At 63.1% G+C, this 19,344-nt stretch carries 14 protein-coding genes; 9 read left to right on the top strand and 5 right to left on the bottom strand.

Annotated elements, in window-relative coordinates; all coding sequences use genetic code 11:
• Positions 1 to 364 precede the first annotated feature (364 nt).
• Positions 365 to 1,969: a fatty-acid--CoA ligase FadD5 gene (gene fadD5, locus AC1TPF_RS19020; protein ID WP_482139524.1), complete on the top strand. Its 1,605-nt coding sequence runs from the start codon at positions 365 to 367 to the stop codon at positions 1,967 to 1,969.
• Positions 1,970 to 2,053: 84 nt separating this feature from the next.
• Here fadD5 and AC1TPF_RS19015 read toward each other — a convergent pair whose 3' ends face one another.
• Positions 2,054 to 2,671, bottom strand: a complete 618-nt coding sequence (locus AC1TPF_RS19015; protein WP_482139523.1) for a TetR-like C-terminal domain-containing protein — start codon at positions 2,669 to 2,671, stop codon at positions 2,054 to 2,056.
• A 50-nt stretch (positions 2,672 to 2,721) separates the two neighbouring features.
• On the opposite strand from AC1TPF_RS19015, the gene AC1TPF_RS19010 reads away from it, so the two are divergent.
• From AC1TPF_RS19010 to AC1TPF_RS18990, 5 genes are all read left to right on the top strand, one after another.
• The gene (locus AC1TPF_RS19010; protein WP_482139522.1) at positions 2,722 to 3,837 is read left to right on the top strand and encodes an Rv3169 family protein; all 1,116 of its coding nucleotides are present in this window, start codon (positions 2,722 to 2,724) and stop codon (positions 3,835 to 3,837) included.
• A gap of 10 nt (positions 3,838 to 3,847) precedes the next feature.
• Complete coding sequence (locus AC1TPF_RS19005) at positions 3,848 to 4,852, top strand: TIGR03617 family F420-dependent LLM class oxidoreductase (protein WP_482139521.1); 1,005 nt, start codon at positions 3,848 to 3,850, stop codon at positions 4,850 to 4,852.
• Positions 4,843 to 7,236 carry a PEP/pyruvate-binding domain-containing protein gene (locus tag AC1TPF_RS19000; RefSeq protein ID WP_482139520.1) on the top strand — a complete coding sequence of 798 codons (2,394 nt, stop codon included), beginning with the start codon at positions 4,843 to 4,845 and terminating at the stop codon, positions 7,234 to 7,236. Before AC1TPF_RS19005 ends, AC1TPF_RS19000 begins: the two co-directional genes overlap by 10 nt.
• Positions 7,237 to 7,313: 77 nt before the next feature.
• Complete coding sequence (locus AC1TPF_RS18995; RefSeq protein ID WP_482139519.1) at positions 7,314 to 7,475, top strand: hypothetical protein; 162 nt, start codon at positions 7,314 to 7,316, stop codon at positions 7,473 to 7,475.
• Positions 7,476 to 7,615: 140 nt separating this feature from the next.
• Complete coding sequence (locus AC1TPF_RS18990) at positions 7,616 to 8,503, top strand: DUF5996 family protein (protein ID WP_482139518.1); 888 nt, start codon at positions 7,616 to 7,618, stop codon at positions 8,501 to 8,503.
• A 105-nt stretch (positions 8,504 to 8,608) separates the two neighbouring features.
• On the opposite strand, the gene AC1TPF_RS18985 is transcribed toward AC1TPF_RS18990, so the two are convergent.
• A complete protein-coding gene (locus tag AC1TPF_RS18985; RefSeq protein WP_482139517.1) occupies positions 8,609 to 10,060 on the bottom strand; it encodes an amidase in 1,452 nt (483 codons plus the stop codon).
• A 358-nt stretch (positions 10,061 to 10,418) separates the two neighbouring features.
• On the opposite strand from AC1TPF_RS18985, the gene AC1TPF_RS18980 reads away from it, so the two are divergent.
• The 3 genes from AC1TPF_RS18980 (at position 10,419) to AC1TPF_RS18970 (ending at position 15,946) form a co-directional block, all read left to right on the top strand.
• Complete coding sequence (locus AC1TPF_RS18980) at positions 10,419 to 11,708, top strand: FAD-dependent monooxygenase (protein WP_482139516.1); 1,290 nt, start codon at positions 10,419 to 10,421, stop codon at positions 11,706 to 11,708.
• Between the two features lie 333 nt (positions 11,709 to 12,041).
• Positions 12,042 to 13,454 (top strand): 3' terminal RNA ribose 2'-O-methyltransferase Hen1, encoded by a 1,413-nt coding sequence (locus tag AC1TPF_RS18975; protein ID WP_482144972.1) that lies wholly within the window; start codon positions 12,042 to 12,044, stop codon positions 13,452 to 13,454.
• Positions 13,451 to 15,946 carry a polynucleotide kinase-phosphatase gene (locus AC1TPF_RS18970; protein ID WP_482139514.1) on the top strand — a complete coding sequence of 832 codons (2,496 nt, stop codon included), beginning with the start codon at positions 13,451 to 13,453 and terminating at the stop codon, positions 15,944 to 15,946. The genes AC1TPF_RS18975 and AC1TPF_RS18970 overlap by 4 nt, the downstream gene beginning before the upstream one ends.
• 139 nt (positions 15,947 to 16,085) lie before the next feature.
• Here AC1TPF_RS18970 and AC1TPF_RS18965 read toward each other — a convergent pair whose 3' ends face one another.
• The 3 genes from AC1TPF_RS18965 to AC1TPF_RS18955 form a co-directional block, all read right to left on the bottom strand.
• A complete protein-coding gene (locus AC1TPF_RS18965) occupies positions 16,086 to 16,502 on the bottom strand; it encodes a hypothetical protein (RefSeq protein ID WP_482139513.1) in 417 nt (138 codons plus the stop codon).
• Positions 16,503 to 16,854: 352 nt separating this feature from the next.
• Positions 16,855 to 17,742, bottom strand: coding sequence for a TolB family protein (locus AC1TPF_RS18960; RefSeq protein WP_482139512.1), 888 nt, complete (start codon positions 17,740 to 17,742; stop codon positions 16,855 to 16,857).
• A gap of 635 nt (positions 17,743 to 18,377) precedes the next feature.
• A complete protein-coding gene (locus AC1TPF_RS18955) occupies positions 18,378 to 18,599 on the bottom strand; it encodes a hypothetical protein (RefSeq protein ID WP_482139511.1) in 222 nt (73 codons plus the stop codon).
• Between the last annotated feature and the right edge of the window lie 745 nt (positions 18,600 to 19,344).

Genomic DNA, 19,344 nt, shown 5'->3' with positions numbered 1-19,344 from the left:
GGTCGATATCTCGCTGATGCGGCACTGGGTCGAACCAAGGCGCCAAACGGAGGTTACATCGACCGAAGTCGCGAAGCGCCTTCGTCCGATGAGTCCTACAGTCCGGCGCGTGAGCACCAACTGTGGGACACGCTTGAGCATCTCGCCAAACCATTCCTTGCATGAATATCGTTGCGGCATAACAATTGCGAGGCGATAGTGATGTGTCACTTAGCCGCCTCGGATGGTGCCTGATCGGTTGATAATTCACGTTCCGGCTTGGATTCGTCGACGCATTATCGTCACAGCCTCTACTGTGTGACACAGAGCACAGTGGTGGGCTGGGGGACCGCACACCACGCCCGACGACGCCAGGGGATACGCCATGACAGCCGCCGCAGCTTCGACCAGCGAGCTCCACGGTGAACCGATGCGTTCCGGTCGCAATACCTGGAACAACCAGGTACGACGACATGCTCTGATGGCGCCAGACCAAGTCGCTGTGAAATATCTCGACGCCGCAACCACCTGGCGTGAACTCGACGACCGGTCGCACCGGTTTGCCGCGGCTTTGCAACGCTGCGGCGTCCAATTCGGTGATCGCATCCTGATCGCACTACTCAATCGCACCGAATACGTCGAGGCGGTGCTCGGGGCGAATCTGATTGGCGCGATCCCGGTTCCGGTCAACATCCGCATGAGCCCGGCCGAGGTCGGCTACCTGGTCCACGACAGTGGCGCCACGATAATTCTCACCGAGTGCCTGCTCGCGCCACTGGCAGATGCGGTGCGAGCGTCAACCGGCGCTATCGACACCACCATCGTCGTCGACGCCGGCGACAGCGGCGACCACCTCGACTACGAAACGCTCCTCGCCCAGGACCCTGCGGATCTGGCAGAGGTTGATGTCCCCGAAAGCACAGTCGCACTCATCATGTACACCTCGGGAACCACCGGAAAACCCAAGGGCGCCATGCTGACCCACGCCAACCTTCAATCCCAGGCGATGACCACGATCAATGCGTCCGATGGCCAACCAGGCGACATAGCCTCAGTCGTGCCGCCGATCTTTCATATCGCCGGCATCGCAGCATTCGCGCCGGTCTTCTATCGCGGCATCCAGGCGGTCATCCATCCGCTCGGCGCGTTTGATGCAGACGCCATGCTCGACACCATGGAGCGTGAAGGCACTACGTCGGTGTTCATGGTGCCGGCCCAGTGGCAGGCGGTCTGCGCGGCACAGCGAGCCAAACCTCGCCACCTCAAGCTGAGGACGATCAGTTGGGGAGCGGCCCCGGCCCCCGATACCGTGCTCCGTGCCATGAATGAGTTGTTCCCGGACGCACTCAACATGACTGCGTTCGGGCAGACCGAAATGTCGCCGGTCACATGCTTTCTCGAAGGTCAAGACGCCATCCGGAAGATCGGATCGATTGGCAAAGTGGTGCCGGCGGTGACTGCTCGCATCGTCGACCCTCTGATGGACGACGTCAAACCCGGCGAAGTGGGTGAAATTGTCTATCGCGGGCCCAATTTGATGAAAGGCTACTGGCAGAATCCGCAGGCTACGGCAGAAGCGTTCCGGGGTGGGTGGTTCCACTCCGGAGATCTGGTCCGGCAAGACGACGAGGGTTTTCTCTATGTCGTCGACCGCGCCAAAGACATGATCATCTCCGGTGGCGAAAACATCTACTGCGCCGAAGTCGAGAACGTCCTCTACAGCCATCCCGCCATCGCCGAAGCCGCGATCATCGGTCGGGCACACCCGAAGTGGGGTGAAGTGCCGGTCGCAGTCGTGGTCCTGGCCAACGGTGCTGACTCGCTCACGCTCGACGAACTCGGGCCTCACCTCAACGAGAACTTGGCGCGCTTCAAACACCCTAAGGACCTCGTTGTCGTCGACGAACTTCCGCGCAATCCTGCTGGGAAGGTGGTCAAACCGAAGCTCCGCGCAGCGTACGGCAGTAAGGACGCGGGTTTGATTCACTGATGGCAGCGAGCATCCGTGGAAATCTCCAACCAGTGCTTGGCGAGTCAGGCCCTCTGAGCTAATCGTCCGAGGATTCGGTTGAGCTCACGTGCCGTCAACCGCGTTCTCGGAGGGCCAGCGGCCAGTGATCATCTCGGTCATCTCGGTCACCCAGGTGTCGTCGAGGGCGGCGTCCCGGCGAATGAGGATGCGGAAAATTGCAGTGCCCGCGACCACCTCGACGAGCATCGGCAAGTGGTCATCGTCGCGGCGCTCCTGACCGAAGCGAGATTCGAGAGCGGTCAGATTCCCGGCCAATCGGGCGATCATCATGTTGTGCAGTTCGGGGTCGGCAACGGTGTCGGCGATCAGACCCGGCAGTGCCAATCGCACCTCTGGTCTGTCGAAGATCACCCTGATTGTCTCGACCAGAGCCCTGATCTCGTTGCGGATATCTCCCGAATGGTCCGGCGTGGGGATCGATTCGGCGAATAACACTGCCTCGTGGACAAGTTGCGCCTTGCCCGACCACCGCCGGTAGATGGCAGCCGTGGTGGTCCCGGCGCGCGCGGCGATCGCCGACAACGACACCGCGGAATAGCCCGTCTCGAGAATCAATTCTCGGGTCGCCGCAATGATCGCAGCATCGATCCTGCTGTCGCGCGGCCGTCCCGGCGCGGACTGCGCAGACCTCTTGCCATCCTTCGGGCTTTCTGCTGTCATGACTTCATCGTAGTTCCAATACAGAGTGCATCGTATTTGAGGGAGTGCTTGTGAACTTGAGCCCGCTCGACGAGTATCCAATTCATCAGGCACCTGTGCCGTTGTCCTGGCCGGTTACGTCCGATCGAAACTTCTACGATCGGTCCTACTTCAACGTGCTCGACCGGGACGGTCGCTTCATGGCGCTGACCGGAATCGGGTATTACCCGCGACTCGGCGTCAAAGACGCCTACTTCGTCGTCCGTCGCGGCGACATGCAGACCGCGCTACACCTGAGCGACGCGATCGACGACGACCGCCTTCACCAGAACGTCAACGGCTACCGTCTCGAAGTCATCGAGCCACTGCAGGAGATGCGCCTGACACTGGCGCAGACCGAGGGAATTTCCGCAGACCTCACCTGGCGCGGGCTGTTTCCTGCGGCCCTGGAGAAACCGCACGAGATGCTCACCGAGCGGCGAGTGACGTTGCAGGCGTGCCGCTTCGCCCAGGTCGGCTCCTGGGAGGGCTGGATCGACGTCGACGGCGAACGGTTGGAAGTCAGTCATGACACCAGCGTGGCGAGCCGCGACCGATCGTGGGGGATTCGACCTGTCGGTGAGGCCGAGCCCGCCGGTCGGCCAGACGCTTCGTTTCGCGGAATGTGGTGGCTCTACCTGCCGTTGGCCTTCGACGACTACCAACTGTTCTTGATCCTGCAAGAGGATCCCGATGGCCACCGTAGCCTCTACGACTGCACACGCCGCTGGCGAGACGGCCGCGTCGAACAACTCGACGGAGTCCGCGCCACCATCGACTACAAGACCGGAACCAGGATTCCCCAGGGCGCCCATGTCGAGTTCATGAACCGCGCAGGGGACCGAATACAACTAGATGTCGAATCGAAGCTGTTCGCGCCCATCGCTTTCGGGTCGGGGTACGGTGGCGACTCCTCGTGGGCACACGGCAGCTGGAAGGGCGGTCCGTTCGCCGAACGCGTCAGCTTCGACCTCACGGACCCGGAGGTGATGGCCCGTGCGCCGTTCAGTCTCATCGACCACGTCGGCATAGCTGTGTGCACTGAAGCCGACGGGACGATCCGCGAGGGTGCGGGTTTGTTCGAGCACGGCGTGCTCGGTCCGCACCACCCGTCGGGCTTCTCCGACTGGACAGACGTAGCGGGCTAGGAGCGACACAATGAAGATCTCTACAGCGTTGTTCGGGCCCACCGATGCGGTCGAACGCGCACACGTGCTCAAGGAAGCCGGTGCATCCGGCGTATTCACCTTCGAAGGACCGTTCGACGTCTTCACGCCTCTGGTGCTGGCATCGTCGGTCAAGGGTCTCGACTTGATGTCGAACGTCGCGATCGCGTTCCCGCGCAATCCGATTCAACTTGCCCATCAAGCCAATGATCTGCAACTTCTCAGCGAGGGGCGCTTCATCCTGGGTCTGGGCACACAGGTGCGGGCGCAGATCGAGAAGCGCTACGGGGCCGAGTTCGATCGTCCGGTCGCGCGGATGAAAGAAATGGTGGGGGCGCTGCGGGCGATCTTCGCGACGTGGAATGAGGGTGAAAGGCTGGACTTCCGCGGTGAGTACTACCGCCATACCTTGATGACGCCGACCTTCGTACCCGGGCCGAACCCGTTCGGCCCGCCACCGATCTATCTTGGCGCGCTCGGACCTCGGCTGACCAAAGCCACGGCAGAAGTAGCTGACGGCCTGCTCGTGATGCCTTTCGGGACGAAGCGATTCCTGCACGGGACGACGCTGCCTGCCGTACGCGAAGGGCTGGCTGCTGCCGGCCGCAGCGAGGACGACTTCGAGGTGGTGCCGGAGATCATCGTGTCGGTCGGCACCGGACGAGACGATGACCATGCCTCGACTCGGATGCTGCTGGCGTTCTACGGCTCCACCCCGGCATACCGGCCGGTGCTCGACGCCCACGGCTGGGGCGATCTGCAGCCGGAACTCAACGCGATGTCCAAGCAGGGCCGCTGGCAGGAGATGGCCTCGTTGATCGACGACGACATACTGCACACCATCGCCGCCTGTGGTACCCCGGCCGAGGTGGCCGCGCACATCCGTGACCGCGTCGACGGTGTGTCGGACCGGATCTGCCTGTATCAACCAAGCCCCATCGAGGTCGACGCGCTCGCCGAAATCGTCGACGCATTGGGAGGATCATCATGCCCCTGACAGCGATCGAATTCGACCAGGTCACCGACGAACGTTACGGCGGCAAAGCGGCCGGACTCGCGCAGTTGCGCCGCCTCGGATTTCCGGTACCGGTGGGATTCGTCATCGCTGATGCTGCCGAGCGGGTCACGGTCGATGAAGTGGGGGAATGGTTCTCCCGCATGGCTGCAGTCGGAGCGATCCCAGTGGCCGTCAGGTCCTCGGCCGTCGGGGAAGACGGCGACGACCAGTCATTCGCAGGGCAATACGACACCGTGCTGGGTGTGGACTCCGTCGATGACTTCGCCGCGGCCGTGCAGACGTGCGCCGCCTCCGTGCATTCGCGACGAGCCTCGGCCTACAGCGGGCAACCCACGGCCACCATGCATCTGGTGGTGCAGCAGATGGTCGACGCGCGCGCCGCCGGCGTTGTGTTCACCGCGGATCCGGCAACCGGCCGGCGCGACCTCACAGTGATCGACGCCGTCGCCGGGCTCGGCGAAGCGCTGGTCGACGGTACGGCGTCGTCAGACCACATCGTCCTGGATTCGGACGGTAACCCCGCCGTTCGCGATGTCGGCGAGGTGCCGGTCTTGTCACCAGACGAGGTCGCGGATATCAGGTCCGGCGCCTTGCGCGCTGCGCAACATTGGGGCAGACCAATGGATCTCGAGTGGGCGATAGACCAATCCGGCAAACTGTGGTGGCTGCAGGCTCGACCGATCACCACCCTGCCCGGCGATCTGGGCGAGATGGATTCGCCTCTCGCGGGCGCAGACCACGTGTACACGCGCTGCAACATAGGCGAGATGATGCCGGGAGCATTCTGCCCGTTGACCGCAGCGGTCTCCGGCTTTGCCATCGACTACGCGATGCAGATGACGCAGGTGGTGGCGCGGGCACAGCAGAGCTACGAAAAGCCGTGGCTACAAGTCGGCTATTTCCAGGGCCACATGTTCCTGAACCTGACCGAGGGGACAGGTCTGAGCTCTGGACTCCTGGGCAATTCGTTGGAGCAGTTCTCCACCTCGATCTGCGGCCGGGTGGTCGACGAATTGGAGCCAAAACCACCAAAACCGTTCGTTAGCAAGCTGATCAACACGGTTCGGCTCACCACGTACGCGTTGTCCGCCGGCCCCGCGATTCGGCGCCTTCAGGAGCAGATTGCCGAGTTTCACATTCCGACCAGCGACGACCCCCGACTCGTGTTGCGCCAGTTGGACTCTGGTGTGCAGCAGTACTGCGATATCACGCTGACACATGTTCGGTCATCATCGCGCGCGGCGGTTGCGGCCAACATTCTGGAAAGCGTACTGATGAAACAAGCAGTCAAGGAAGGACGTGGCGAGGACGAGGGGCGAGCCGAAGCAACCCGGCTCATGGCCGGCGCCTCCGATGTCGAGAGCGCGCTCATGCTCGAGGAGCTCGACTCGGTGGTGAACACCATCGCTGCCGACGACGCGGCCGCTGAGCAGTTCTTGACAGGGGAGCCGGACGTCGCGGTCAACGAGTTGCGGGCCACGAGTAGCGCCGGCGGTATGGCGTTGGAGAAGTTCTTGACTCGTCACGGTCACCGCGGCTACCGCGAGCTGTGCATGCGTGACCCTTCCTGGGCCGAGGATCCGGAAGGGCTGGGCGCCATGATGCAGGTGATGGTGCGCTCGGCGCTCGATCCGACTGATCGGGGACCGGCAAAGGCCCACGTTGAAACGCCCAGCTCTTCCACCATCAGATTTCTTGCCCGGTTGGCGCAGGGAGGTGCACGTGGGCGCGAAGAGACGAAATCGAAAATGGCGCTGATGGCGCATGCGCTCAAGCGGGGCTATCGCCACCTCGGTGAGGTGCTGGCCAAGGACGGACGACTGCCTGACTCAGACCTGGTGTTCTTCTTCGACCGTGCGGAATTGAACCACGTCGTTGGTTCGGAAGACATCACCGATCTCGTGCAGAGCGCGCTGAAGCGTCGGGAAGCGCTGGCGTTCCAGAACTCTCTCGAGTTCGACGACGTGTCTGTCGGGCGACCGACCCCGCTCATCGCCCGGCCTGCGCCAGGTGTCACCGGCGATGAGATCATCGGCCGACCCGCAAGTCGTGGAACCGTGGAAGGCGTTGTGCGCGTCGCTAAATCGATTGTCGACGCACGCAAGTTGCAGCGAGGAGAAATCCTGGTGACGCCGGTCACCGACGTTGGGTGGACGCCGTACTTCACCGTCATCGCGGCGCTGGTCACCGATATCGGTAGCTCGGTTTCCCACGGCGCTGTGGTGGCGCGCGAATACGGTTTGCCCTGCGTCGTCAACACCTTGGTGGCCACCCAGACGCTCAAGACCGGTGATCGAGTGCGCGTCGATGGAGATCGAGGTGTGGTCACCCGCCTTTCGACCAATCCGGATTTCTCACAGTGAGCGAAGTTCGATCGTGCCGAAGAGGACGGTGCTGACCCGGGTGGGTTGACGCAACCGTTTTCGGGTACAGGACTTTCATGACTGACAAGAAGACCGACCCACACACCGAAGACGCCGGCACCGGACCTGAGGGCGCGGAATCCGACGTGCAGTCCGATCCTGCCGAAGGCGAGACGTCCGGCGACTGGTCCGGCGAAGGCGGGGCTACCCAGGATGGTCCCGCCACAGACACCGACTGACGGCGAGCACGCAACCACACTGTGGTCCTGGTCAACGAACTGTGTGGTCATGACGGCGTCGCCGAGCCACGAACCCGCTGTTTCTGTGGACATCTCATCTTAAGTGCCCGCGTCGAGTGGACGTCGGGGACTATGGGCTCATGGAAACCCAACACGACGCTTGGCCTGCACTGCCGTTGGATTCGTGGATCGACACCAGGGACACGCTTCAGCTGTGGACTCAGATCGTTGGCAAGACGCGCATGGCTCTCGGGCCGGAGATCAACCACTGGTGGGGAGTTCCGCTGTACGTGGACGCACGGGGACTCACCACGTCCCTGATGGTCGCCGGAAACCGCGGCCTCGAGATTCGCTTTGACTTCCTGGCGCACGAGCTACTGATCCTCGTGACCGACGGCAGCACCCGTCGGATGAAGCTTGAACCGCGGACCGTTGCCGACTTCTACGCCGAGTACATCGGCCACCTCACTGATCTCGGATTCGATATCGCGATGGTCGGAACACCCGTCGAACTGCCCGATGCGACCCCGTTCGCCGAGGACACCGCACACGCCTCGTACGACGCGGACGCCGTAACTCGCTTCTGGCGGTCGCTCGTCTCTGCACATGGTGTCTTTTCGAAGTTCCGTGGTGAGTTTCGAGGAAAATCCTCACCTGTTCATTTCTTCTGGGGCGCATTCGATCTGGCCGTCACACGGTTCTCGGGACGGTCTGCACCTCAGCATCCCGGTGGTGTTCCGAACTGCCCCGACTGGGTCATGCACGAGGCCTACAGCGACGAGGTTTCGAGCGCAGGCTACTGGCCCGGTGGCGCCGAGGAAGGCGTCTTCTACGCGTACGCGTATCCCCATCCCGACGGGTACGACACACATCCGGCGGTCGAAGCGCCTGCTCACTGGGACACCGCGCTGGGGGAGTATGTGCTGCCCTATCATCTTGTGCGACAAGCAGCGGATCCAGAAGCCATGGTTCTGAAGTTCCTCGCACAGACCCATCGCGCAGCGGTGGAGACGGCGGGCTGGAACTAGTCCGTACGCGCCAACACAAGTAGGCCTCGCAGCAGTGCTGGCTGCCCTTCGGGTGCCTCTGTGGATGTCAAGCGATCTGGCGTTCGAATAGCCGTAGATTTGGCTCTACGTGGCGGGCTGGAATCCGCCGATGCGCTGTTCGAGGAGTTCGGCCAGCCGCAGGGTTGTTCGGTCCTCGAACATCGGACCGATGAGTTGCACTCCGACCGGCAGACCATCGGGCGATCGGCCGGCGGGTACGGCCGTCGCAGGCAGACCCGGCATGGTTGCCAGACCAGCCCAAACTAGCTGGTCGAAGTATGGGTACTTGTCCCCGTCGATGTCTAGCGTGCGTCCCAATAGATCGGGGTTGTGGTCGTGAGGGAACGCGGGAGTTGGTGTAATCGGACAGACCACCGCATCGAGCTCGCCGAACAGCTGACGCCATCCGTGGCGGTGAATCTCGCGTCGGTCGTTCATTTCGATCCAATCGCGGTGAGTCAACACCATTCCGCGCAGCCGCGCCGCGTCAAGGCTGAGGTCGCCTGCACTCAGGCCGGCTGCGCGGGCCCGCAGCTGCTCGTACGTGTCGACGGGGAAGCGGGCCGTGGATCCTGAGAACAGGAACTGCGTGTAGAGAAGCGCAGCTTCGGTCAGATCCGGCAACAGTGGACTGAACCGTTCGACGCGGGCACCACTCGCGGCGAGCGCGTCGGCTACCCGAGTCACCCCTGCTCGCACAGCGGCCCCAGTCGGTATCAGAGGGTGCTGGTCTAGGACCAAGACCCGAAAGCCCCCGAGTGCCTCATGGCGCGCTGGGGGCAGCGTCATGTCGTTCGCCACGCCGAATGTCAGGGGGTCGAGTCCAGCCATCACGTCAAACAAAAGGGCGAGGTCACGGGCAGTGCGCGCCATCGGACCGACAACCGCGAGGTCAGCCTCGGTCGGCAGCGCTGGCGCAGGCGGCGCACTCATACCGCGCATCGCTGCCAGCCCAAGCGTCGGCTTGTGTGCGTAGACGCCACAAAAGTGGGCGGGGGTACGGAGCGAACCGGCAAGGTCGGAGCCGATGGAGAGTGCACCGAAGCCGGATGCCAGTGCCGCCGCTGACCCACCAGAGGATCCACCTGATGTGCGCCCGAGATTCCACGGATTGGTGGTGGTGCCGTAAATCTCGTTGAAGCTCTGTATATCTTGCAGCCCGAAGGGCACGTTGGTCTTACCGAGCACTACCGCGCCCGCGGCCTTCAAGCGCGACACCTGGACCGCATCTTCGGCAGGTATAAAGTTCCGGTACTGCGGCATTCCCCAGGTCGTGGGCATGCCGATTACGTTGTAGGACTCCTTGACCGTCACCGGCACACCGAGCAACGGCCGATCCTCACCCCTACCGCGTAGTTGATCGGCATGCAGCGCCGCTGCGCGCGCTCGATCGTAGTCCGATACGCAGATGGCGTTGACTACCTTGTCATTTCGCTCCATCCCATCGATTGCGGCGTCAGTCAACTCCACTGATGACACATCACGAGCACGCAAAGCGGACAACATTTCAGCAGCCGATCGAAAGTTCCATTCCATGATTTTGACGCTAACCGCTCCCCGGAGACGCCATAAAATCCCTTTTCCCGCAACCGAAATAACATGACGAGGCCCTTGATCAGATGCCTTGGCGATGTCCGTGTGGGCGTTGAGCTAAGCCAGCCCCTCAACAGCGCGCCCTTGGTGCGGCACGAAGCGCCCGAGCCAGCGCCCTACGCTCTCCTGCGCCAGGTTAGGAACCCGCCGGTTCGAACACCACGACGTACTTTCATACAAGTCGGAAGCGGGAGGGTGGACGCAATGCGGCCGTACCGATGAGTTTCGTGTAGATCCGCAGTCGATACGGCCGGGTGGGCCTGTGCTGGCGACCTTCCAGCGGAAACAGATGGAGGCAGTGATGAGCGTCGACGACTCCAAGCAGGAGAGCACGATTCGAACAGGCGGGCAGGGGACGCGAGTGCGTGATCCCCGGGTGTTGGTGGCGGGCGCGAGCGTCGCGGGACCGGCGCTGGCCCACTGGCTCCGGCGGTGGGGGGCCGAGGTGACCGTGGTGGAGCGGGCGCCCGAATTGCGTCCCGGCGGACAGGCCGTGGACGCGCGCGGGGTCGCGAAGGAGGTCATCAAGCGCATGGGACTGGATGAGGCGGTGCGCGCGGCGTGCACCGACACCGCCGGTGCGTACACCGTGGACGCGAACGGGCAAGTGCTGGAAACCTTTCGCGCCGACGACGATGGTGGCGACGGGTTCATAGCGGACATCGAGATCCTGCGAGGGGACCTGGCGCAAGTGCTCTACGACGACACTCGTGACGGCGTCGAGTACATCTTCGGCGACCGAATCGCCGAGCTCACCCAGGACGCAGACGGGGTCGACGTGGTCTTCGCGGGCGGCGACCGGCGGCGCTTCGAGGTGGTGATCGGGGCCGACGGGCTGCACTCTGCGCTGCGCGCAATGGTTTTCGGGCCGCATGAACGATTTCTTCGCCACCTCGGGCACGTGCTGGCTTTCTACAGTGTGCCCAACGAGTTCGGGCTGGACCGCTGGCTGCTGGAGTACCAGGACCAGGCGTCCGGGCGCTCAGCGCTCCTACGACCCATCCAGGACGCCACCCGGGCGATGGCCATGTTCTATTTCGGCTCGTCTGACTTCGATGTCGATCACCGTGACATCGCGGCCCAGAAGGTCCTGCTCCGTGAGCGTATGACGGGCATGAGCTGGTTGACCCCGGACATCCTCGCGCACCTGGACGACACCCCGGACTTCTACCTCGACCAGGTCGCCCAGGTGGTGATGGACCGGTGGTCGAGTGGACGGGTGGTGCTGCTCGGGGATGCGGCGTTCAGTTCGTCGCCGATGTCCGGGCAGGGGACCGGGCTGGCATTGGTCGGCGCCTATGTGTTGGCCGGTGAACTGGCCGCTGCCGGATGGAACCCAGACGACGGGTTCGCCCGTTACGAGGCCCGGATGCGCTCGTTCGTCGAGGCCAACCAAGAAATCGGACGGCTGAACGCTCGCACCCGCGACGTCCCCGGACCAGACACAGAGCCCAGCCCCGACTTCGCCGGCGAATGGTTCATGGAACTGGTCGGGCGCGCGATCAACGGCATCGAGCTGCCCGACTACGCGGGAGTGCCGGACTCCAGCGCACCGGCAGCATCGCCGATCACCTCGTCGGCCAAGCCGTAGGGGCGTCGCATCGAATCCGTCGCCGAAGCCAGGTGTTTCGGAAGCGGCGTCCGTCCGGATGGACGTCACAACACTACTGTTCCTTCATTCGATCGGGCGTGCAGATCGTATCGATCCGCCAGTATTTCATTTGCTGCAATAGGCAGAGGTTTACTGGATAAGTCTGATATCAGAAACTGAGCTATTTGCCCCGCACAACAAGCGGAGCAGGGTGTCGCGTCGATCGTCACTCCCGCTGTCGTTTCAGGGCGTCTCAACTGCTCTCGGCGCATGGTCGGTCAGTCCACGGGAGAAATCACTGGACGGGAACCATCTGTACGTCAGACTGTCCTGATGCTGTTGACCATCTCCGCCGAACGTTCACCGACTCTCGAGGTGCCGAGCGATCTCGGCTACCTGCTGCACAAGCATCCGGAGAAGGTCCAACCTTTCGATGTGTACGGCGGGACGGCGCACGTCTTCTACCCTGAGGTCAGCGACGACCGTTGCACGGTCGCGATGGTGCTCGAGGTCGATCCGGTTGCGTTGGTGCGGGGACGTTCTGGTGCGCACGACGGGTTCGCGTTGGGTCAGTACGTGAACGACCGCCCGTACGTCGCGTCGTCGTTGCTGTCGGTGGCGATGGGGAAGGTGTTCCGGTCGGCGCTGAACGGGCGATGCGCGAATCGAGAAGATCTGGTGGATTCCGCACTGGATCTGACGATCGCACTCCCGGCGGTCACGGGCGACCCTGCCTTGTTGCGACGTCTGTTCGGGCCGATCGGATGGGATGTCACTGCGACGCCGATCGTCTTGGACGCCACCAGGCCCGAGTGGGGTGATGCACCTTTGGTGTCGTTGACGCTCGAGGGGTCGCTGCGCCTGACCGACGCGCTGAGTCATCTCTACGTCCTGCTGCCGGTGCTCGACGACGCCAAGCACTACTGGGTCGGCGACGACGAGGTGGAGAAACTGGTCCGGGCCGGATCGGGCTGGCTGGCAACTCACCCGGAACGAGAACTGATCACACATCGCTACCTGGCCCACCAACGTGGACTGAAAGAAGCTGCAACACAACGACTCATCGAGCTGGACGACCGCCCGGTCGAGGACGCCGCGGAGGATGCGGAACCCGATGTGTCGCGTACACTGGTCCGGTTGCGCCACGACGCGGTGCTGCAAGTCGTGCGCGAGCTCCGGCCGGCATCGATCGTCGACCTCGGATGTGGGCCCGGCGCCCTCCTCGGATCGTTGCTCGAGCTGCAGGGTGTGGCACGGGTGATCGGAGCAGAAGTCTCCGACTCGTCGCTGGCGAAAGCGGCCAAGCGGCAGCACGTGGATCGGATGACCGAGCGGCAATCCGAACGCCTGACGTTGCTGCTGTCGTCGTTGCAGTACGAGGACGACCGCCTCGAAGGTCTCGATCTGGCGATCCTCATGGAGGTCATCGAACACATCGACCCAGAACGATTGCCGGCGGTCGTGGCCAACGTATTCGGGTCCATGCGGCCACGCCACGTCGTGGTCACGACACCTAACAGTGAGTACAACGTGAGGTACCCGGCGCTGGCCGCCGGCGGTTTCCGTCACCCCGACCACCGATTCGAGTGGACCCGTGCGGAGTTCGCGAACTGGGCCGGCTCAGTAGGCCAGACCTACGGGTACAACGTCGACCTCCGGCCAGTGGGCGAGCGTGACGACGAGGTGGGGTCGCCGACGCAGATGGCCGTGTTCGCACAACAGACTTCGAGTGGGGAAAGCGTATGAGCGAGCTGAGCATTCCCGAACTGTCTCTGGTAATTCTGGTCGGGACGAGCGGTTCTGGAAAGTCGACCTTCGCTGCGACTCACTTCCTTCCGACCGAGGTTGTATCCAGCGATGACTGCCGGGCCATGGTCTCGGACGACCCGAACGATCAGGCTGCGACGACGGACGCCTTCGCCCTGCTGGAGTACATCGCAGGCAAGCGACTCGACCGTGGCCGGCTGACGGTCATCGACGCGACCAACGTGCAGGCGTCATCGCGCAAGTCGCTGCTCGCCCTGGCCAAGGACCACGATGTGCTCCCGGTGGCGATTGTCCTGGATCTGCCGGTCGCATTGGCATTGGAGCGCAATGCTTCTCGGCCGGACCGGGACTTCGGCGCCCATGTGATCAAGCGTCAGCACGACCAACTCCACCGTTCGCTGCGCAGTCTCAAACGCGAGGGTTTCCGCACGATCCATGTCCTGGACTCGGTGGAGGCCGTCGCGGAGGCGTCGATCGTGCGGACCCGCCTGTTCAACGACCGCAGGCACGAGCACGGTCCGTTCGACGTGTTCGGTGACGTGCACGGCTGCCGCGAAGAACTCGAGATCCTGCTCGAGCGCCTTGGATATGCGATCAGCCGGGATGACACTGGGCGCTGCGTGGATGCCGAGCATCCAGATGGTCGCCAGGCTGTGTTCGTCGGCGATCTGGTCGATCGTGGTCCGGACTCCGCAGGTGTGCTCCGCCTGGTCATGGGCATGGTCGCCAACGGGAACGCCCTGTGTGTGTCGGGTAACCACGAGGCGAAACTCGTTCGTGCGCTGGGCCGTAAGGACGTGAAACCCACCCACGGGCTGCAGGAGACACTGGATCAGCTGGCGGCCGAGGACGATTCGTTCGTCGTCGAGGTGCGTCAGTTTTGCGACGGACTCGTCGCCCACTACGTACTCGACGAGGGCAACCTCGTTGTCGCGCACGCAGGCTTGAAGGAGAAGTACCACGGGCGGGCATCGGGCCGGGTCCGGGCGTTTGCTCTGTACGGAGACACCAGCGGCGAGACCGACGAGTTCGGGCTACCGGTCCGGTACCCCTGGGCCGAGGACTATCGGGGCTCGGCGACTGTCCTGTACGGGCACACCCCGGTGCCGGAGACCGAGTGGGTCAACAACACCATGTGCCTGGACACGGGGTGTGTCTTCGGCGGCAGTCTGACTGCGCTGCGCTACCCCGAGCGCGAGGTGGTGTCGGTGCAGGCACGGGCGACGTATTACGAACCCGTTCGGCCGTTGGCCCCGCCGCCGCGTGACCCCGAGGTGTTGAAGCTCACCGACATCCTCGGGCACCGCGTCATCGAGACCGAACACATGGGGCGGGTGTCGTTGCGCGAGGAGAACGCAGCCGGTGCGCTGGAGGTGATGAGCAGATTCGCCATCCCGCCGGCCGAGCTGCTCTATCTGCCACCGACCATGTCGCCGGTCGACAGCTCGTCACGCGAGGGTCTACTCGAGCACCCGGATGAGGCGTTCGGTCACTACGCGAAGCGATCCATCGATCGGGTGATCTGCGAAGAGAAGCACATGGGATCCCGCGCCATCGTGCGCGTAACGCGCGACGGATCCGGCGTCATCTACTCCCGCACCGGACGAGCGTTCTTCACCGACGATCAGCAGGCGATGGTGCTGTCGCGGATTGCCGGCGCCATCACCACGGCAGGCGTCTGGGCAGACCTCGACGCAACCTGGCTACTCCTGGATACGGAGATACTGCCGTGGACCGCGAAGGCGGAGGCGATGGTCCGCAGCCAGTACGCCAAGGTGGGGGCCGCCGCCACAACCGCGCTGCCGGCGACGATCGATGTGCTGTCGGCCGCCGCAGCGCGAGGGGCTGACGTCGGTGATCTACTCGACAGGACGCGAACCCGAGCCGTCAACGCCGAGCTCTTCGTCGACTCGTATCGCCACTACGTGCAGCCGATCGACAGCGCGTTGGGGATTGAGGTGGCGCCGTTTCAGATCCTCGCAGGTGACACGGCCACGTACGAGGCCCGCGATCACCAGTGGCACCTCGACATCGCAGATCGCCTGGTCGCCGCAGACCCGGAGCTGTTCCGACCCACGCGCCGCCTCGTCGTCGACACCACCGACGAATCGTCGTGCGCCGCCGGCGCGGCGTGGTGGGAGGACCTTACCGCGGGCGGTGGCGAGGGCATGGTCGTCAAGCCGTTCGACAATCTCGTTCGCGGTCCGAAGGGCCTGGTGCAGCCGGGCCTCAAGGTCCGCGGGCGCGAGTATCTGCGGATCATCTACGGCGCCGACTACACCAACTCGTCGACGCTGACCCGGCTCAAGCAGCGCAATCTCGGCCAGAAGCGGTCGATGGCTTTGCGAGAGTACGCACTCGGGCTCGAAGCCGTCCACCGGGCCGTTGCAGGAGAGCCGGTGTGGCGCATCCACCAGTGCGTGTTCGGCGTCCTCGCGATGGAGTCGGAAGCCGTGGATCCGCGATTGTGAAACAGGAGCCTGACCGGTCGTGATCGAAGCAACTGGACAACCGCGAAAGCCACCGTTCCGCAGTGAGTTTCGGTCATACGAGACGGCCGTACGTGTGAGCGCAGCAGGTCTATGGGGGACATGCTGAAATGCGAAGCGACTATAAACCGTTGACGTCCATGTGAATGATGAGGGGGATAGTTAGGAGGCTGACCGCGACAAAGCCGATCATGAAGCTGACGATAAACCAGCGTGATGGTTTCCAGCGCCAGAAAAGTACTCCGCCAAAGCTGTAGACGATCAAGGATGGGATCGCCCACGCGATCCAGTAAGTGATGGTAGGTCCAGGGATGTTGGGCGGTGGATCGTTGATCGGCACCGAATGCAACTCGGGAACGTTCAGTAGGTCGCGCAGCCCGTTCATCGACCAGACAACTGCGAACCACGCGATGCATATCCCCGACAGCAACCCCACCGCTAACTGGGCGACGAAGGCAAGCTCACCTCGCAGGGGACCGTTCCCAGCGTCCACACGCTGGGTATCTACGTCAGTGTCCCGCTCGCGACCGGTGCTCATACTTCACGCTCGTCTACTTCACACTCGTCAAGTCCGCCCATTGCCGCATCGTAGAAGGCAATCGACTTGCGGGGTTTATGAATAGCCCGTTGTAGTCGGCTCCAGTGCGTCATAGGTCGGAAGCGCGCAGCGAATCGATGTTTCGATTGCTATCAGAAACAATTGTCGGACAGACGTTTTCGTGACCGGTGACGAAAACGTACCCCGATGGCGTCAGGATCGGTGGCGCGGAGCAGCTTCGGGATGGGGGAGTGCCAGTCCCCGAACGGCCGCGTGAGCTCTGACTGTTCGTGGCCCGCGGTGGAGGCCTGCCTGTCGCGGGATCGCCGTCAAGAACTGATCTCCAGGTCTTTCACTGTCCGCCCGCGACACTCGGATCCTGAGCCGTGATGGATCGCGGCGTCAGCCGCTTCTGATCGGACCCGTCGGGGTTCATCGAAGCGAGCTCGGCGCGACTCGGGATGGCTATGTCGGTCACGAGCTCACCGGAGTCCGTAGTCGCCCTGGTGTAGACGATGCGCGATCCGTCGGGCGTGAATGCCGGGTGTATTGCGTATGTGTCAGTGAGGCGGGTGATCTCGCCGCCCGCGGTGGGCATCGAATAGATTTCCGATCCATTGTTGCCGCCGCGGTTGCTGGAGAAGACGAGGGTCGATCCGTCGGGAGAGTAGGCGGGGTCTGCGTTCCAGAACTGGTCACGCAAGACGACTTTCGATTCTCCGCCTGCCGTGGGTGCCTCGACGAGGTATCCGGAGACGTTGAAGATCACGCGTGAGCCGTCCGGAGAAAACGTCGGTCCCGAGGCCGCTTGGTTCTGCGCGATGACACGCACATCGGAACCGTCGCTGTTCATGATGTGGATGGAGCCGTTGCTCGTGAAGGCGATGATAGAACCGTCCGGCGAGAAGACCGGCTGGTAGCCGCCGTCGCGAATCGTCTTCGACTCGCCTGACTCTAGGTCGACAACTTCGATGAGCGTCCCGCCCCGGGTGTACGCGAGTTGTTCGCCGGACGGAGACAGCGCGGGGAAGTTCGCGTATCGCATGTCGGACGTGTCATCGCCCGGGGTCGGGGTGACCTGGCGCAGGCCGCCGCCGTCCGCGCCGGCTACAAAGACCTGACCCCACCCGTCGTCGAAGGCCACGAGAACCGGCGCCGGCGCTGGCCGAGCGTCGTCTGAGCATGCTGTCAGGACCACGAGAGCGGCGATGACAACGGACACTATCCGGGTGAACCGCATCGAGTGATGATGGCCGACGCAGAGCACCCGCGCGGGGCGAACTCAGACGTCCTTGATCTTGTCTGGTCGGGGATAGGCACTGCGGTGCTGGCACGGCGAAGCGGTAACGCACGCCGGTTGTTCGGCGAGTTGCTATTTGCAGACGGTCAGCCGAACCACGGGCATGTACGGTGGCCGGATGGGAGACGTGTTGGCAGAGTCTGGCCTGTCAGAGTGCACCCACGCAGATATCTGCGGGGGTCCTTCAGCAGCCTCCGTGACACTCATTCTTGTTGGCTTTCTGGCACTTTCGGCTTCGGTTGCAGCCTCAATGGTTGCCACATACGGCATCCTCAACGCACCGGAACCTGCATCGCGGCCGCGGTTGATATGGATACTCGTCGTCTGGGTGACTCCTCTGATTGGGGCCGGCCTGTGGTGGCTCCACACGCGGTCCGTTAAGCGGACTTAAAGGAACGTGCACGATCGACGTAACCGGCTGTACTGCGCATCAGCCACGATCGGGGAGCCATCCGGGAATGAGGGACCTCCCGCGAGGAGGAATTCACAGTGCGCGGCAGGCGCTTCCGATCAGATGCCGGCTGGCCCGGCACTCAACCTGCAGCAGATCACGCACGGTGATCGGTCAGGACCAATCAGGTCGTCGTGTCGAGGTCCAGGAGTAGCAACTCTTGGCGCAACTGACCCGTCTCGCGCTCGTGCGGTCGATAGGTGTGTAGTTGGAGTGGGGGTTCGGCGAGTTCGTAGAACCATTCGGTGCCCACGATGGGCTGAAGGTTCTCGTATTGCCTGGTCGGGTCGGGGTTGTCGATGTTCATCATGGGGCGGTAGTCCATGACGATGGATACCAGCTGCATTCGCGTCACGGTCGCCGCTGTGATCGAACGAGCTCGTCGCCCTCGGTGATCGGGTGCGGCTTGACCGGCCCTGCCGGTAATACGCACAGCACCAGTCAGATTGATGTTTTCGGGCACCGAACCGTCGACACGGCAGTCGATCTGCACGTCACCGGCTGTTGCGATGGCTGGCATTGGCGTCTGGTTCTCGCCGACTATCGGAGTGACGACCTGATCGTGCCGGGCCTGCAGCGTTGCGCTGAGGTGCCAGTCTGGGCGAAGGCCGGCCCATAGGTCGGCGAACCGTGAGTTCCAGGCAAGGTGCCATTCGCCATGGTCGCCAAGCCGTGGCGGTGCTTGCGCCGGTGTGTACTTAAAGATCGCGGGAAGAATCATCACCGACCAGTATGTCGGATGCCGGTCGACCTGGACTGGTGACAGCTATGAGGGAGTGACCAAGTCTCAACTAGGGGCGTCAGAGGGGTACTACTTGACATAATGTTTCTTATCGGCGCGCAGAGATCGTGAGTTCGAGAGGGGCCATTGGCGGTGAATCGATCTGCGTCGGCTCGATCCAAAACTTATTGAGGTAATCCAAGAAGACTTGAGTCGTCCGACGTCGCGCCAGATTCCACGACAAACCCTGCGGGGAATTCCGTTATCAATCTTGCCTGCCACCAGAGGTTGCAATCATGTCCGACGGGTCGCTCGGTATTCCTGGGCGCGCGCCTTACGTGATGTCTGCACATAATCGAAGCCGTGTGAA

Source organism: Williamsia sp. Y853 (assembly GCF_056786495.1).
This window is presented reverse-complemented; position numbering and strand designations above follow the sequence as displayed.

Excerpts from the sequence above, each read along its gene's own strand:
- fadD5 (WP_482139524.1), top strand. The coding sequence starts at position 365 with ATGACAGCCGCCGCAGCTTCGACCAGCGAGCTCCACGGTGAACCGATG.
- AC1TPF_RS19015 (WP_482139523.1), bottom strand. The coding sequence starts at position 2,671 with ATGACAGCAGAAAGCCCGAAGGATGGCAAGAGGTCTGCGCAGTCCGCG.
- AC1TPF_RS19005 (WP_482139521.1), top strand. The coding sequence starts at position 3,848 with ATGAAGATCTCTACAGCGTTGTTCGGGCCCACCGATGCGGTCGAACGC.
- AC1TPF_RS19000 (WP_482139520.1), top strand. The coding sequence starts at position 4,843 with ATGCCCCTGACAGCGATCGAATTCGACCAGGTCACCGACGAACGTTAC.
- AC1TPF_RS18995 (WP_482139519.1), top strand. The coding sequence starts at position 7,314 with ATGACTGACAAGAAGACCGACCCACACACCGAAGACGCCGGCACCGGA.
- AC1TPF_RS18990 (WP_482139518.1), top strand. The coding sequence starts at position 7,616 with ATGGAAACCCAACACGACGCTTGGCCTGCACTGCCGTTGGATTCGTGG.
- AC1TPF_RS18985 (WP_482139517.1), bottom strand. The coding sequence starts at position 10,060 with ATGGAATGGAACTTTCGATCGGCTGCTGAAATGTTGTCCGCTTTGCGT.
- AC1TPF_RS18980 (WP_482139516.1), top strand. The coding sequence starts at position 10,419 with ATGAGCGTCGACGACTCCAAGCAGGAGAGCACGATTCGAACAGGCGGG.
- AC1TPF_RS18975 (WP_482144972.1), top strand. The coding sequence starts at position 12,042 with ATGCTGTTGACCATCTCCGCCGAACGTTCACCGACTCTCGAGGTGCCG.
- AC1TPF_RS18970 (WP_482139514.1), top strand. The coding sequence starts at position 13,451 with ATGAGCGAGCTGAGCATTCCCGAACTGTCTCTGGTAATTCTGGTCGGG.
- AC1TPF_RS18965 (WP_482139513.1), bottom strand. The coding sequence starts at position 16,502 with ATGAGCACCGGTCGCGAGCGGGACACTGACGTAGATACCCAGCGTGTG.
- AC1TPF_RS18960 (WP_482139512.1), bottom strand. The coding sequence starts at position 17,742 with ATGCGGTTCACCCGGATAGTGTCCGTTGTCATCGCCGCTCTCGTGGTC.
- AC1TPF_RS18955 (WP_482139511.1), bottom strand. The coding sequence starts at position 18,599 with ATGCAGCTGGTATCCATCGTCATGGACTACCGCCCCATGATGAACATC.